Source organism: Salmonella sp. SAL00670 (genome assembly GCF_046552235.1).
GTDB lineage: Bacteria > Pseudomonadota > Gammaproteobacteria > Enterobacterales > Enterobacteriaceae > Salmonella > Salmonella enterica.
Window position 1 is genome coordinate 50,344 of sequence record NZ_JBGDUO010000004.1, and the last position, 14,662, is coordinate 65,005.

The window sequence follows — 14,662 nt, forward strand, 5'->3', positions numbered from 1 at the left end:
GGCCGGAGATGTGCCTGATGGCGCTGCGCTTATCAGGCCTACGGTGTGTTGTAGGCCGGATAAGGCATTTATGCCGCCATCCGGCACAGGCTCGCGGCATTACTTGGTGATACGGCTTTGTGCATCTTTCAGCGCGGCATCCACGGTTTGACGGCCGCTGGCGGCGTTGATCACAGCCGTACGTACCGCATACCAGAAGGCGGACATCTGCGGAATATTCGGCATGATCTCGCCTTTCTGGGCGTTATCCATGGTGGCAGCGATACGGGGGTCTTTCGCTAACTGCTCCTGGAAAGATTTCAGCGCCACGGCGCCCAGCGGTTTATCTTTGTTCACCGCCTCCAGACCCTGATCGGTCAGCAGGTAGTTTTCGAGGAACTCTTTCGCCAGCTCTTTATTCGGGCTGGCAGCGTTAATCCCCGCGCTCAGCACGCCGACGAACGGTTTCGAGGGTTTACCTTTGAAGGTCGGCAGCAGGGTGACACCGTAGTTGACTTTGCTCTTGTCGATGTTCGACCATGCCCACGGGCCGTTGATGGTCATTGCCGTTTCGCCTTTATTGAAGGCTGCTTCGGCGATGGAGTAATCGGTATCGGCGCTCATATTTTTGTTCTTGATCATATCGATCAGGAAAGTCAGGCCCGCTTTCGCGCCGGCGTTATCGACGCCAACGTCTTTCACGTCATACTTGCCGTTTTCAAATTTGAACGCGTAACCGCCGTCAGCGGCGATCAAAGGCCAGGTGAAATACGGCTCTTGCAGGTTGAACATTATCGCCGACTTCCCTTTCGCTTTTAGCTCTTTATCCAGCGCCGGGATCTCTTCCCAGGTTTTCGGCGGGTTCGGGACGAGGTCTTTGTTATAAATCAGGGAGAGGGCTTCAACGGCGATGGGGTAGGCGATCAGCTTGCCGTTATAACGTACCGCATCCCAGGTGAACGGATAGAGTTTGTCCTGAAACGCTTTATCCGGAGTGACCTCCGCCAGCAGACCAGACTGCGCGTAGCCGCCAAAACGGTCGTGCGCCCAGAAGATAATGTCAGGACCGTCGCCGGTGGCAGCCACCTGCGGGAATTTCTCTTCCAGCTTATCCGGGTGCTCAACGGTCACTTTAATGCCGGTGTCTTGCTCAAATTTTTTACCGACCTCGGCCAGACCGTTATAACCCTTGTCGCCGTTGATCCAGATAACCAGTTTACCTTCTTCAATTTTGGCGAGAGCCGGGGCGGAAATCATCATCGTCGTAAGTGCGGATAATGCGAGGATGCCTACGCCAGTTTTAATCTTCATATCTCCCATCCTTTTTGGTGATGTACACAGAGGTGGTTTAACGGTCTCTAGTTTCTTTATACGACAACCTCTTTCCATCCTCCCTACCCCTACGCCCCACCCCGACTTTATGTGATCTGTGTTGCATAAATGTGAGTAATGCGTGCTGGCGCACACAAAAACACGCCGATTTTTGCGGGTGGCATCACGAAATTCCTTTTCTGTTCGCGCCCGTGGTCTCAGGCGCTGTGTCCTCATCCTCCCGCCTCCTCCCCCATAAAAAAGCCGGGGGTGGAGGATTTACCCCAGTCAGGGATCGCGCATAGTCAGGCCATCATGAATGTTGCTGTCAATGACAGGTTGTAACGAAGGGAGAAAGGCATGGCGAGCGTACAGCTACGAAATGTAACGAAAGCCTGGGGTGACGTGGTGGTATCGAAAGATATTAACCTCGATATCCATGACGGGGAGTTCGTGGTGTTTGTCGGACCGTCAGGCTGTGGTAAATCGACCTTGCTGCGTATGATCGCCGGGCTTGAAACCATCACCAGTGGCGACCTGTTTATCGGGGAAACCCGTATGAATGATATCCCGCCTGCCGAGCGCGGCGTGGGCATGGTATTCCAGTCTTATGCGCTCTATCCCCATCTCTCCGTTGCAGAAAACATGTCTTTCGGCCTCAAGCTGGCGGGCGCCAAAAAAGAGGTAATGAATCAACGCGTCAACCAGGTGGCGGAAGTGCTGCAACTGGCGCATCTGCTGGAACGTAAGCCAAAAGCGCTTTCCGGCGGGCAGCGTCAGCGCGTAGCGATTGGCCGCACGCTGGTGGCGGAGCCGCGTGTGTTTTTGCTGGATGAACCGCTCTCTAACCTGGATGCCGCGCTACGCGTGCAGATGCGCATTGAAATTTCTCGCCTGCATAAACGTCTGGGCCGCACGATGATTTACGTCACCCACGATCAGGTCGAGGCGATGACCCTGGCCGACAAAATCGTGGTGCTGGACGCCGGTCGCGTCGCGCAGGTCGGTAAGCCGCTGGAGCTGTACCACTATCCGGCGGACCGTTTTGTCGCGGGCTTCATCGGCTCGCCGAAGATGAACTTCCTGCCGGTGAAAGTGACCGCCACCGCGATTGAACAAGTCCAGGTCGAACTGCCGAATCGCCAGCAAATCTGGCTGCCGGTCGAAAGTCGCGGCGTGCAGGTCGGCGCCAATATGTCTTTAGGCATTCGGCCGGAACACCTGCTGCCGAGCGATATCGCCGATGTCACCCTGGAAGGCGAAGTCCAGGTGGTCGAGCAGTTAGGGCACGAAACACAAATTCATATCCAGATCCCCGCCATCCGTCAAAACCTGGTTTATCGCCAGAATGACGTGGTGTTGGTAGAAGAGGGCGCCACATTCGCTATCGGCCTGCCGCCAGAGCGCTGTCATCTGTTCCGCGAGGATGGCAGCGCATGTCGTCGTCTGCATCAAGAGCCGGGTGTTTAAGGCCTCCATAAAAAAACGAAACGCAAAACCATTCGCAGTTTTAGAAGGTGGCAGCGTTTAAAGAAAAGCAATGATCTCAGGAGATAGAATGATGATTACTCTGCGCAAACTCCCACTGGCGGTTGCTGTCGCAGCGGGCGTAATGTCCGCTCAGGCAATGGCTGTCGATTTCCACGGTTACGCCCGTTCCGGTATTGGCTGGACGGGAAGCGGCGGCGAACAACAGTGTTTCCAGGCAACGGGTGCCCAAAGTAAATACCGTCTTGGTAACGAATGTGAAACCTATGCGGAACTGAAACTGGGCCAGGAAGTGTGGAAAGAGGGCGATAAGAGCTTCTATTTCGACACCAACGTCGCCTATTCGGTTAACCAGCAGAACGACTGGGAATCGACCGATCCCGCCTTCCGCGAAGCGAACGTGCAGGGTAAAAACCTGATTGAATGGCTGCCGGGCTCTACCATCTGGGCCGGTAAGCGCTTCTATCAGCGTCATGACGTACACATGATCGACTTCTACTACTGGGATATTTCAGGTCCTGGCGCGGGTATCGAAAATATCGATCTGGGCTTCGGTAAGCTTTCGCTGGCGGCGACCCGGTCTACTGAAGCGGGCGGCTCTTACACCTTCAGCAGCCAGAATATTTATGATGAAGTAAAAGATACCGCTAACGACGTCTTTGACGTACGTCTGGCTGGTCTGCAAACGAACCCGGACGGCGTACTGGAGCTGGGCGTTGACTACGGTCGCGCCAATACGACCGATGGTTATAAGCTGGCGGATGGGGCATCGAAAGACGGCTGGATGTTCACCGCCGAACACACGCAAAGCATGTTGAAAGGCTATAACAAGTTTGTCGTGCAATATGCCACCGATGCCATGACCACGCAGGGTAAAGGCCAGGCGCGCGGTTCCGACGGTTCTTCATCTTTCACTGAAGAATTGCCTGATGGAACCAAAATTAATTATGCCAATAAGGTCATCAACAATAATGGCGATATGTGGCGTATTTTGGATCATGGCGCCATCTCGCTTGGTGATAAATGGGATTTGATGTACGTCGGTATGTACCAGAATATCGATTGGGATAATAACCTGGGTACTGAGTGGTGGACCGTGGGCGTACGTCCAATGTACAAGTGGACGCCAATCATGAGTACCCTGCTGGAAGTCGGCTACGACAACGTGAAATCTCAGCAGACCGGCGATCGTAACAATCAATATAAAATCACCCTGGCGCAACAGTGGCAGGCGGGCGACAGCATCTGGTCGCGTCCGGCTATCCGTATTTTCGCCACCTACGCGAAATGGGATGAGAAATGGGGCTATATCAAAGACGGCGATAACATTTCCCGTTATGCCGCAGCGACTAACTCCGGCATTTCCACCAACAGCCGTGGCGATAGCGATGAGTGGACCTTCGGCGCCCAGATGGAAATCTGGTGGTAATACGATGGTCATCTGACGTAACGAGGGGCGCAAGCCCCTCTGAAACATCAGGTCTGATGATGCTTGTAAGCCGAATAAGGCGCCAGCCGCCATTCGGCGATATGTTTGGGTTGGCGCGCTATTGCCTGGCTACCGCTGAACCCGCCTTATTGAGGTGAGAATAATGAAAATGAAGAAAAGTCTCGTCGCCCTCTGTTTAACCGCAGGGCTGTTCGCCAGCGTGCCGGGTATCAGCCTGGCGGAAGTGAACTATGTACCGCAAAATACCAGCGCCGCGCCCGCTATTCCTGCTGCTGCGCTACAGCAATTAACCTGGACGCCTGTAGATCAGTCAAAAACGCAGTCTACCCAACTGGCGACGGGTGGCCAGCGCCTTGACGTCGCCGGCATTACCGGCCCGGTCGCCGCTTATAGCGTTCCGGCGAATATCGGCGAGCTGACATTAACTCTGACCAGCGAGGTCAATAAGCAAGCCAGCGTTTTTGCGCCAAACGTGTTGATTCTTGACCAAAATATGACACCTTCGGCGTTCTTCCCCAGCAGTTACTTTACTTATCAGCAGCCGGGCGTCATGAGCGCAGACCGGCTGGAAGGCGTGATGCGCCTGACGCCTGCGTTGGGGCAGCAGAAACTCTATGTTCTGGTGTTTACGACCGAAAAAGATCTTCAGCAAACCACTACGCTGCTCGATCCGGCAAAAGCCTATGCCAAAGGCGTCGGTAACTCTATCCCGGATATTCCCGATCCAGTTGCTCGCCATACCACTGACGGCGTGGTGAAACTGAAGGTGAAAACCAACAGCAGCTCCAGCGTATTGGTCGGGCCGTTGTTTGGCTCGTCCGGTACCGGGCCGGTAACGGTAGGCAATACCGCCGCGCCGGTCGCTGCGCCAGCGCCAGTCGCGCCGAAGAAAAGCGAACCGATGTTGAACGATACGGAAAGCTACTTTAATAAAGCGATTAAGGATGCCGTAGCGAAAGGCGACGTCGATAAAGCGCTGAAACTGCTTGATGAGGCCGAACGTCTGGGATCGACATCTGCCCGTTCCACCTTTATCAGCAGTGTAAAAGGCAAGGGGTAATTGTTTCCCCACAGTGCTGATTTTGCAGCAACTGGTGCGTCTCCTGGCGCACCTTTTTTTTGTCATTTCATGCGAATTGTTATTTTTTTGTTGCGCAACAGATCACTTAATTGTGATTGCGCCCCCCGTAATGTCTTTTCTGAGATACAATGACTTTAGGTTATGAATCGGAGAGTAAGGCATGTCACACCCTGCGTTAACGCGACTGCGTGCGCTGCGCTATTTTGATGCGATTCCTGCGCTTGAACCCCATTTGCTGGACTGGCTGTTGCTGGAAGATTCTATGACTAAACGTTTTGAGCAGCAGGGAAAGCGGGTAAGCGTGACGCTGATTCGGGAAGCGTTTGTCGGCCAAAGTGAGGTCGAGGAAGCATCAGGTTTACTGCCATCCGAATCCCGCTACTGGTTACGTGAGATACTGCTTTGCGCTGACGGCGAGCCCTGGCTTGCCGGACGTACCGTGGTACCGGAATCCACGCTGTGCGGACCTGAACAGGTCTTACAACATCTGGGTAAAACCCCGCTTGGACGTTATCTATTTACATCATCGACACTGACCCGCGATTTTATTGAAATTGGACGCGATGCAACGCTGTGGGGGCGCCGCTCTCGACTGCGGTTGAGCGGAAAACCGCTGTTGCTTACCGAGCTTTTTTTACCTGCATCGCCGCTGTACTGAGAGGAAGATAAAGATGGAGTGGAGTCTGACGCAGAGTAAGCTGCTGGCGTTTCACCGTTTGATGCGTACAGATAAGCCTATTGGCGCGTTGCTGCTGCTCTGGCCGACGCTTTGGGCGCTATGGGTGGCGACGCCGGGTATGCCTCAGCTGTGGATTTTGGCAGTTTTTGTCGCTGGCGTGTGGTTAATGCGCGCGGCGGGCTGCGTGGTGAATGATTATGCCGATCGTAAATTTGACGGACATGTAAAACGTACGGTCAACCGACCTTTACCCAGCGGCGCCGTGACAGAGAAAGAAGCGCGCAACCTGTTTGTGGTGCTGGTGCTGCTGGCGTTTCTGTTGGTGCTGACGCTGAACGCCATGACGATTCTGCTTTCCGTGGCGGCGCTGGCGTTGGCCTGGGTTTATCCCTTTATGAAACGCTATACCCACCTGCCGCAGGTCGTGCTGGGGGCCGCTTTCGGCTGGTCAATCCCCATGGCGTTCGCCGCGGTGAGCGAATCCCTGCCGTTGAGCTGCTGGCTAATGTTCCTCGCCAATATTCTCTGGGCAGTGGCTTACGATACGCAATATGCGATGGTCGACAGAGATGATGATATCAAGATAGGCATTAAATCGACGGCGATCTTGTTTGGTCGTTATGACACATTGATTATCGGGATTCTGCAGCTTGGCGTCATGGCGTTAATGGCGCTGATCGGCTGGTTGAATGGTCTGGGATGGGGATATTACTGGGCTGTGCTGGTGGCGGGCGCGCTGTTTGTCTACCAGCAAAAACTGATTGCGAACCGTGAGCGTGAAGCCTGCTTTAAAGCCTTTATGAACAATAACTACGTTGGCCTGGTGCTATTTTTAGGGCTGGCGATGAGTTACTGGCACTTCTGATGTCATGCCGGGCGGACCCGGCCTACAAAGCCAAAATTTTCAATACGTCATATCAGTTGCCCGATAAGCTTACGCCATCGGGCATTTCAGGCACTGGCTTACTCGCCCTGCGTCGCGCTTTCAATCGTCAGACGGACATCAGAGGTAATCAGATCGGCAAGCATCTGATATATCTTCATCGTTTCTGCCGGTTCGGCATCGCCCGTATCACTGATATAACCCTCATCCCGTAGCGTCAACACGAGTGAACTGAACACCGCTTTGTCGAAAAACTCCGGCGCGTTAATACCGTGCAGGACAGACAGACGTTGCGCCACGGTACGGCTTTCTTTCTCCAGCGTACTGCGGTTGATGGACGGATTGGCGCTCAACAGCCAGAACGTAATGGCATAACGCTGTAGCGTTTCGCGCGCGCCTGCCGCCAGCAGTTGCAGCGTACGGGAATGCGTCGGGTTGATATGCAGTTCATCATCCTGCAGGGTAATTAGCCCCTGACGCTGCATTTCACTGGCCAGCGCGTCAATGACCGAGGCTAACTCCTCGCGCTCCCAGCGCAGGAACAGCTCCGCTTTTAACATCGGATAGAGCGCTTCAACATGCTGCTGCAACGCATCACGCGAAATGCGACGATGCTGGGTGATAATCGCCGCCATCAGCGAAGGCATAATCAACATATGCGCGATATTGTTACGATAGTAGGTCATCAACACCGCCTGCTCGCGCGGCAGAATGATGATATCGCCAATGGTGTCTTTCTCGACCTCAAACTTATTCATCTGCAGCGCGTGAGCGATAAGCTCGCCAGCGCTGGCGGCAGGAACGGTTGAGTCTGTGGAATAAGGGACATTGCGCATCAGATCGAGATAGCAATCAAGCTGCTCGGTGAGCTGCTCGCGGGTGAGCGAGCGCTGACGCGACGCTAACAGCGCGGTACAACACAGGTTCATCGCGTTTGCCGCGCCAGCGTTGTTAATACGCACCATCAGATCGGCGGCGATACTATTTACCGTCGGCGTCAGCCAGGCTGGGCGTATGGCCTCTATAGGGTCGATAGATTCGCGCCACTCCGGCACATGCTGGTTCAGGTACGTCATGAGCGGCATCGGTTCGCCAAAGTTAACGTAGCCCTGACCCAGATTGCGCAGCTTGCTCAAGCCTTTCAGCATCTGCGGCAGACTCTCTTTCTCTTTTGTCGCGCCGCGCAGCTCTTTCGCATAGGTGCCCACTTCCATGACGTGCTCATAGCCGATGTAAATAGGCACTAACGTAATTGGACGGGTACCGCCGCGCAGCATCGCCTGGATAGTCATCGACAGGGTGCCGGTTTTCGGATCTAACAAACGTCCGGTACGCGAACGTCCTCCTTCGACAAAATACTCAACCGAGTAACCGCGGCTGAACAGCTCGCCCAGGTATTCGCGAAAGACGGTGGAATAGAGTTTATTCCCCTTAAAGGTGCGACGAATAAAGAACGCGCCCAGACGACGGAAAATCGGGCCAGCGGGCCAGAAATTAAGGTTAATGCCTGCGGCAATGTGCGGCGGAACCAGTCCCTGATGGTACAGCACATAAGAAAGGAGCAAATAGTCCATATGGCTGCGGTGACAGGGCACATAGACGATTTCATGCCCGTCGTGCGCCAGTTGGCGTACGCGCTCGGCGTTATGCACGTTAATCCCCTGGTACAGTCGGTTCCAGGTAAACCCCAAAATCCTGTCGGTCAAACGAATCATCTCGTAAGAGAAGTTCGCCGCGATCTCTTCCATCAGCGCAATGGCGTTTTGCTGCGCTTTTTCATGAGAGATTTTCTTACTGCGCGCTTCGTCTTCTACCGCGCGGGCGATCGCTTTCGAGGCCAGCAGTTTGTTAAACAGATCCTGACGGGCGGGCAGGCGTGGGCCAACCGCCGCCAGGCGCTGGCGAGCAAAGTGCATACGCGCCACGCGAGCCAGCTTCTGCGCGATGATTTTATCGGTGCCGTGTTCATCAGCCATGCGACGCAATGAGACGGACGGCGAGAATCGGACAAAGCTATCGCGACCCAGCCAGGAGATGGCAAAGAATTTCTGTACGCCGTTCAGCATACGTAAAGGCGGGTTATCTTCTCCCTTTTCACGACCCGGCGCGCGGCCAAACATCACGGAAACGGGCACCATCTGCACGTCCAAAGCCGGATTACTCCGATGCAGATCGAGATAATCGTGAAAAAGTTTCACCGACTCTTCTTTTGGCGTGTAATAGGTAAAGACACGCGGTCCGCCGTGAATAAATACATAGCGTGGCAACAGCGCGCCGTCGATCTCCAGCGGCTCCAGCGGATCCGGGAGATCGTGCGCCAGACATTGCGCCCGCAGCGTCAGTAAGTCCGCTTTTGAGTTGTATGGCAAGACATACATAATGGGGCGAGAAGTATCGAGCCCCAATTCCTGGGCGGGTTCCGCCGGAATAGACTTGCTTTTTACCAGTATGCTTAATGGTAAATTCAGTAATTTGTAGTAAATTCGTGGCCAGCCGGACATAAACGATGTAAAGCCTCTGGTTAATAATGCAAATGCGGTGCAAGGATATCAGAAAGTTTAGCGAATTTCTGTTGTATCCCGTCATACTTCGCGCTGCGTTACGGCAGTTCGAATCGTGCAGGGCAACCGTATAATGTCATTGACGTTAATAATGTAAAAAGGTTCTTTTGATGGCCAATAATACCACTGGATTCACCAGAATTATCAAAGCGGCAGGATATTCCTGGAAAGGATTTCGCGCCGCATGGACTCACGAAGCGGCGTTTCGCCAGGAAAGTATCGCGGTATTGCTGGGCGTCATCATCGCCTGCTGGCTGGATGTGGATGCGATTACCCGTGTGTTATTGATAGGTTCCGTTTTACTTATCATGATTGTTGAAATCCTCAACAGCGCTATTGAAGCGGTCGTTGACCGCATCGGTTCTGAATACCATGAGCTTTCCGGCCGTGCGAAAGATATGGGATCGGCTGCGGTGCTACTGTCTATTTTCGTTGCCCTGATGACCTGGGGCATCCTGTTATGGTCACATTTTCGATAAAGGTTCCAAATTTTATAAATCTCTTGTTTTTTGCGCCGTTTGTGGTTCCAAAATCACCTTTAACTGTATATACTCACAGCATGACTGTATATACACCCAGGGGGCGGAATGAAAGCGTTAACGGCCAGGCAACAAGAGGTGTTTGATCTCATCCGGGATCACATCAGCCAGACAGGTATGCCACCGACGCGTGCGGAAATCGCGCAGCGTTTGGGGTTCCGTTCCCCAAACGCTGCGGAAGAACACCTTAAAGCGCTGGCGCGCAAAGGGGTGCTTGAAATCGTTTCCGGCGCATCGCGAGGTATCCGTCTGTTACAGGAAGAAGAGGACGGATTACCGCTTGTCGGGCGTGTCGCGGCGGGTGAACCGCTTCTGGCGCAGCAGCATATTGAAGGCCATTACCAGGTCGATCCTTCACTGTTCAAACCCAGCGCCGATTTCCTGCTGCGCGTGAGCGGTATGTCGATGAAAGACATCGGTATTATGGATGGGGATTTGCTGGCGGTACATAAAACGCAGGACGTCCGTAATGGCCAGGTGGTTGTCGCTCGCATTGACGATGAAGTGACAGTAAAACGCCTGAAAAAGCAGGGCAATAAAGTGGAGCTGCTGCCGGAAAACAGCGAGTTTACACCGATAGTGGTGGATCTGCGCGAACAAAGCTTTACGATTGAAGGGCTGGCGGTAGGCGTCATTCGCAACGGGGAATGGTTGTAATCTCGTTTTAATCTCCTTGTAAGCCGTCATCCGGCAATCGTGCAGCCTGATGGCGCTGCGCTTATCAGGCCTACGGGAATGCAGTTCCTGAGATGATTAATTTGTAGGCCGGATAAGGCGTTACGTTGCCATCCGGCAATGCGCTCGTTTCGTTTAACTCCTTGTCAGGCTTTTCTCCATGCCGCTTTTTACCTCCTCTGATAAAGCTCTCTGGCATCTCGCGCTGCCGATGATTTTTTCTAACATCACCGTCCCCTTGCTGGGGCTGGTCGATACGGCGGTGATTGGTCATCTGGACAGCCCGGTTTTCCTGGGCGGCGTGGCGGTGGGCGCGACTGCCACCAGCTTTCTTTTCATGCTGCTGCTATTTCTACGTATGAGCACCACCGGCCTAACGGCGCAGGCATTTGGCGCCAAAAATCCGCAGGCGTTAGCCCGGGCGCTCATTCAACCGTTATTGCTGGCGCTGGGCGCTGGCGTGATGATTGTGCTATTTCGCACGCCGCTTATCGAGCTGGCTTTACATATTGTCGGCGGGAACGACGCTGTCCTGGTGCAGGCGAGACGCTTCCTTGAAATTCGTTGGCTAAGCGCTCCCGCGTCACTGGCGAATCTGGTGCTGCTCGGGTGGCTGTTAGGCGTTCAGTATGCGCGGGCGCCGGTTATCTTGTTGGTCGTGGGCAATATCCTCAACATCGCGCTCGACCTGTGGCTGGTGATGGGGCTTCATATGAACGTGCAGGGCGCCGCCCTGGCGACGGTCATCGCAGAATATGCCACGTTACTGATCGGACTCATGATGGTACGTAAAGTTCTCCATCTCCGCGGTGTGTCGCTGGATATGCTAAAACAGGCCTGGCGCGGCAACGTGCGCCGCCTTTTGGCGCTCAATCGCGATATCATGCTGCGCTCATTGCTCCTTCAGCTTTGTTTTGGCGCAATCACGGTGTCAGGCGCGCGGCTGGGCAGCGATATTATCGCGGTAAATGCAGTCCTGATGACCTTACTCACCTTTACGGCCTATGCGCTGGACGGTTTTGCTTATGCGGTGGAGGCGCACTCCGGTCAGGCTTACGGCGCGCGTGACGGTAGCAAGCTACTGGACGTCTGGCGAGCGGCGTGTCGTCAGTCAGGAATTGTGGCCTTGTTGTTTTCCACAGTCTATGCCCTGGCAGGCGAACATATTGTCGCGTTACTGACCTCATTGCCGCAAATACAGCTACTGGCGGATCGGTATCTTATCTGGCAGGTGGTATTACCACTGGTGGGCGTATGGTGCTATCTGCTCGATGGTATGTTTATTGGCGCGACGCGCGCTGCCGAAATGCGCAATAGCATGGCTGTCGCCGCGGGAGGATTCGCGCTGACGCTCTTCGCCCTGCCGGTATTAGGAAATCATGGTTTATGGCTGGCATTAACCGTGTTCCTGGCGCTTCGCGGTCTGTCGTTGAGCCTTATCTGGCGTCGTCACTGGCGCGAGGGTACATGGTTTGCCAGATCGTGACGGTTAAAAATTCTGAATATAAAACCGAAGGCCGAATTCCTGCCTACAATCATTATCACGTCCAGCAGAAATTGCAGTGCATTTGGGCGAATAACACCTGCTATTCCTAACCGAATGATGAGGACAAGATGATGAATAAAGACGAAGCCGGCGGTAACTGGAAACAGTTTAAAGGTAAAATGAAAGAACAATGGGGCAAACTGACCGATGACGATATGACCGTTATCGAAGGTAAACGCGACCAACTGGTAGGTAAAATCCAGGAGCGTTACGGTTACCAGAAAGATCAGGCGGAAAAAGAGGTTGTTGACTGGGAAACCCGTAACAACTATCGCTGGTAATATGTTTTCCCCTACCAGGAGTACATGGATGTGCTTCCCACTGTTTGCTTATGAATGCGGGCGTGCCCCTCTCTACTGCCGCCCGTTTTCCGTTCAGGCTAACGCGGTTTTTTCTTCACCAGCACCGAGTGATCGTGACCACAGTCGCCCGGATGGCGACACGCTTCCACTTCTACGCACGCAGGGCACAGACCGTGCGCCTCAATAACGTTATGTCGTAGCGCAAATCCCATTTTAGCCGCCAGCGTATGCATGATGTCTTCCACGCCCTCGGCACACTCTTCCTTCACCACGCCACAACGATCGCAGATAAACATGGCCGAGCTGTGCGTCGGCTGGTCGAACAGGTGGCAAACCACATAACTATTGGTGGATTCCACTTTATGGACAAAACCCTGTTCGAGCAAAAAATCCAGCGCGCGGTAGATGGTGGGCGGTTTGGCCTGTGGTTCCGTTTCGCGCAGCAAATCGAGCAAATCGTATGCGCTGATGGCACCCTGTTGCAGACTCATCAGGCGCAGCACTTCGAGGCGCTGAGGCGTCAGGCGCACGTTGCGCTGCGCGCAGAGTTTTTCAGCTTGCGCCAGTAACTCTTGCGTTGTGGTCTTTTCCATGTAGCACCTCGAATGGCATGAAAGTCTAATCCGCTACTTTACCACGAGCTGCTTAAAACTCTGAAATTACCCCGCGACAATATATCGCCTGCTAAGCTTTTCCGCGCCAGTATTCTCATCTATACATAATGAGGGTCGATATTATAACAACAGGATTTAACATCACTATTTCACAGCAATAGTTCGCCTCTGTCCGGTAAGGCGTGGCGGAGGGATTACTTCACCTGATAATAAGATGGGCTAACTGTGAACAAAAACGTCAAACTTTCACTGATTGCTATCGCGGTCTCGCTTTTTATGGCAAAGCAGGCGAGCGCCGCCAATACCTGGACGGAAGCGCGTAATGACGCAATGGGCGGGACGGGCGTCGCGTCCGCGAATTATGGCAGCGGAGTACTATTAAATCCGGCGTTACTGGCAAAAGCCAAACCGGAAGACAATATCACTGTTGTCCTTCCTGCGGTCGGCGTCCAGATTACGGATAAAGACAATCTCCAGGATGAAATTGACGATATCAGCGATAAAGTGGATTACTACGATGAGGTCGTCGATAACCTTACGCTGGGGCAAATTCTGCTCAATCCGCGAGGCGTGCTGAATCAATTTCAGGGCGCCGCGCGCGACCTGGCCGATGAGCTGGAATATCTCAACGGAAAAACCGCCCGCGCCAATGCCGGCGCCGGGTTGGCGGTAAGTATTCCAGGGCAAACGCTTTCCGTGGCGTTTATCGCCAAAGGTTATGCGCATGGGCGCGTGAGTTCGTCCATTGATCAGAACGATATTCAGTATTTGCGCGATATCCAGCATGATGAACGTGTCGCGCTTCGTGAAGCAGGACGCGCTGCTTTGCTGGGGTCTGACGAAATTACAAAGCATTTAAACTCTACCGCGTCGGGGCGGGTAGCGATTGTATCTGACTACGGTATTGCGCTGGCGAAGCAGTTTGTGGTGGGCGAGGTGCCTGTTTCCATTGGCGTTACGCCAAAACTGCAAAAAACCTGGCTCTATAACTACACCACCTCAATTTATAACTACGACAGTAGCGACTGGAATAGCAGCCGTTATCGCAATGACGATACGGGTTTTAACATTGATGCGGGGCTTGCTGCCGATATCGGTGAAAACTGGACGTTGGGGCTGAGCGGGCAAAATCTGGTATCTCGCGATATCGATACGAAAGATATTTACATCACTAATGGTATGACGGGAGAAACCACCAACTACAAAGATACATACCAAATCCGCCCTCTGGTTACCGCGGGCGTCGCATGGCATAACGATTTGCTGACCGTAAGCGCCGATGGTGATCTGACGGAAACGAAAGGCTTTAAGAGCGAAGACAATTCACAGTACGTTGGCGTCGGCGCTGAAGTTCGACCGTTGTCATGGCTGGCGGTGCGCGCAGGGTATCGTGCGGATGTGAAAAATAACGATAGCAATGTGGTTACCGGCGGTCTTGGCTTTGCGCCCTTTAACCGTGTGCATCTCGACTTAATGGGACTGTACGGCGAAGATGAAACCTGGGGGGCTGGCGCGCAGCTTACGATGACATTCTGAGGCGTTTTCACCGGAGGC

14 protein-coding genes and 1 pseudogene are annotated in these 14,662 nt (G+C 53.7%); 12 read left to right on the forward strand and 3 right to left on the reverse strand.

Translation table 11 applies throughout. The annotated features are described in order from the left end of the window. Window positions 1-10: 10 nt before the first annotated feature. A pseudogene (locus tag ACLJRS_RS14205) lies at window positions 11-151 on the forward strand (hypothetical protein); the annotation flags it as partial. Here ACLJRS_RS14205 and malE read toward each other — a convergent pair. Then, window positions 100-1,290: a maltose/maltodextrin ABC transporter substrate-binding protein MalE gene (gene malE, locus ACLJRS_RS14210; RefSeq protein ID WP_000695415.1), complete on the reverse strand. Its 1,191-nt coding sequence runs from the start codon at window positions 1,288-1,290 to the stop codon at window positions 100-102. The pseudogene ACLJRS_RS14205 and the gene malE overlap by 52 nt on opposite strands. A gap of 360 nt (window positions 1,291-1,650) precedes the next feature. Between malE and malK the strand changes: the two genes are divergently transcribed. From malK to ubiA, 5 genes are all read left to right on the forward strand, one after another. Beyond that, a complete protein-coding gene (malK, locus tag ACLJRS_RS14215) occupies window positions 1,651-2,760 on the forward strand; it encodes a maltose/maltodextrin ABC transporter ATP-binding protein MalK (RefSeq protein ID WP_000179176.1) in 1,110 nt (369 codons plus the stop codon). A gap of 88 nt (window positions 2,761-2,848) precedes the next feature. Next, window positions 2,849-4,207 carry a maltoporin gene (locus tag ACLJRS_RS14220; RefSeq protein ID WP_000973642.1) on the forward strand — a complete coding sequence of 453 codons (1,359 nt, stop codon included), beginning with the start codon at window positions 2,849-2,851 and terminating at the stop codon, window positions 4,205-4,207. A 163-nt stretch (window positions 4,208-4,370) separates the two neighbouring features. Next, window positions 4,371-5,288, forward strand: a complete 918-nt coding sequence (gene malM / locus ACLJRS_RS14225; RefSeq protein ID WP_000782497.1) for a maltose operon protein MalM — start codon at window positions 4,371-4,373, stop codon at window positions 5,286-5,288. A 181-nt stretch (window positions 5,289-5,469) separates the two neighbouring features. Then, window positions 5,470-5,967, forward strand: coding sequence for a chorismate lyase (gene ubiC / locus ACLJRS_RS14230; protein WP_000019230.1), 498 nt, complete (start codon window positions 5,470-5,472; stop codon window positions 5,965-5,967). A 13-nt stretch (window positions 5,968-5,980) separates the two neighbouring features. Continuing rightward, complete coding sequence (gene ubiA, locus ACLJRS_RS14235) at window positions 5,981-6,853, forward strand: 4-hydroxybenzoate octaprenyltransferase (RefSeq protein ID WP_000455249.1); 873 nt, start codon at window positions 5,981-5,983, stop codon at window positions 6,851-6,853. A 98-nt stretch (window positions 6,854-6,951) separates the two neighbouring features. Here ubiA and plsB read toward each other — a convergent pair whose 3' ends face one another. Beyond that, window positions 6,952-9,372, reverse strand: a complete 2,421-nt coding sequence (gene plsB, locus ACLJRS_RS14240; protein ID WP_000017360.1) for a glycerol-3-phosphate 1-O-acyltransferase PlsB — start codon at window positions 9,370-9,372, stop codon at window positions 6,952-6,954. Between the two features lie 170 nt (window positions 9,373-9,542). Between plsB and ACLJRS_RS14245 the strand changes: the two genes are divergently transcribed. From ACLJRS_RS14245 to ACLJRS_RS14265, 5 genes are all read left to right on the forward strand, one after another. Then, the gene (locus ACLJRS_RS14245; RefSeq protein ID WP_000002900.1) at window positions 9,543-9,911 is read left to right on the forward strand and encodes a diacylglycerol kinase; all 369 of its coding nucleotides are present in this window, start codon (window positions 9,543-9,545) and stop codon (window positions 9,909-9,911) included. A gap of 108 nt (window positions 9,912-10,019) precedes the next feature. Then, the gene (lexA, locus tag ACLJRS_RS14250; protein ID WP_000646079.1) at window positions 10,020-10,628 is read left to right on the forward strand and encodes a transcriptional repressor LexA; all 609 of its coding nucleotides are present in this window, start codon (window positions 10,020-10,022) and stop codon (window positions 10,626-10,628) included. 178 nt (window positions 10,629-10,806) lie between these two features. Beyond that, window positions 10,807-12,132 carry an MATE family efflux transporter DinF gene (gene dinF / locus ACLJRS_RS14255; RefSeq protein WP_001128102.1) on the forward strand — a complete coding sequence of 442 codons (1,326 nt, stop codon included), beginning with the start codon at window positions 10,807-10,809 and terminating at the stop codon, window positions 12,130-12,132. Continuing rightward, the gene (locus ACLJRS_RS14260) at window positions 12,129-12,242 is read left to right on the forward strand and encodes a hypothetical protein (protein ID WP_077906478.1); all 114 of its coding nucleotides are present in this window, start codon (window positions 12,129-12,131) and stop codon (window positions 12,240-12,242) included. The genes dinF and ACLJRS_RS14260 overlap by 4 nt, the downstream gene beginning before the upstream one ends. A gap of 21 nt (window positions 12,243-12,263) precedes the next feature. Continuing rightward, a complete protein-coding gene (locus tag ACLJRS_RS14265; RefSeq protein ID WP_001030592.1) occupies window positions 12,264-12,473 on the forward strand; it encodes a CsbD family protein in 210 nt (69 codons plus the stop codon). 98 nt (window positions 12,474-12,571) lie between these two features. Here the strand turns inward: ACLJRS_RS14265 and zur are convergent, their stop codons facing one another. Next, on the reverse strand, window positions 12,572-13,087 hold the full coding sequence (gene zur / locus ACLJRS_RS14270; RefSeq protein ID WP_000416271.1) for a zinc uptake transcriptional repressor Zur: 516 nt from the start codon (window positions 13,085-13,087) through the stop codon (window positions 12,572-12,574). A 246-nt stretch (window positions 13,088-13,333) separates the two neighbouring features. On the opposite strand from zur, the gene ACLJRS_RS14275 reads away from it, so the two are divergent. Continuing rightward, entirely contained in the window at window positions 13,334-14,644 is a 1,311-nt protein-coding gene (locus ACLJRS_RS14275; RefSeq protein ID WP_001039337.1) for a conjugal transfer protein TraF, read from the forward strand. Window positions 14,645-14,662: the final 18 nt, after the last annotated feature.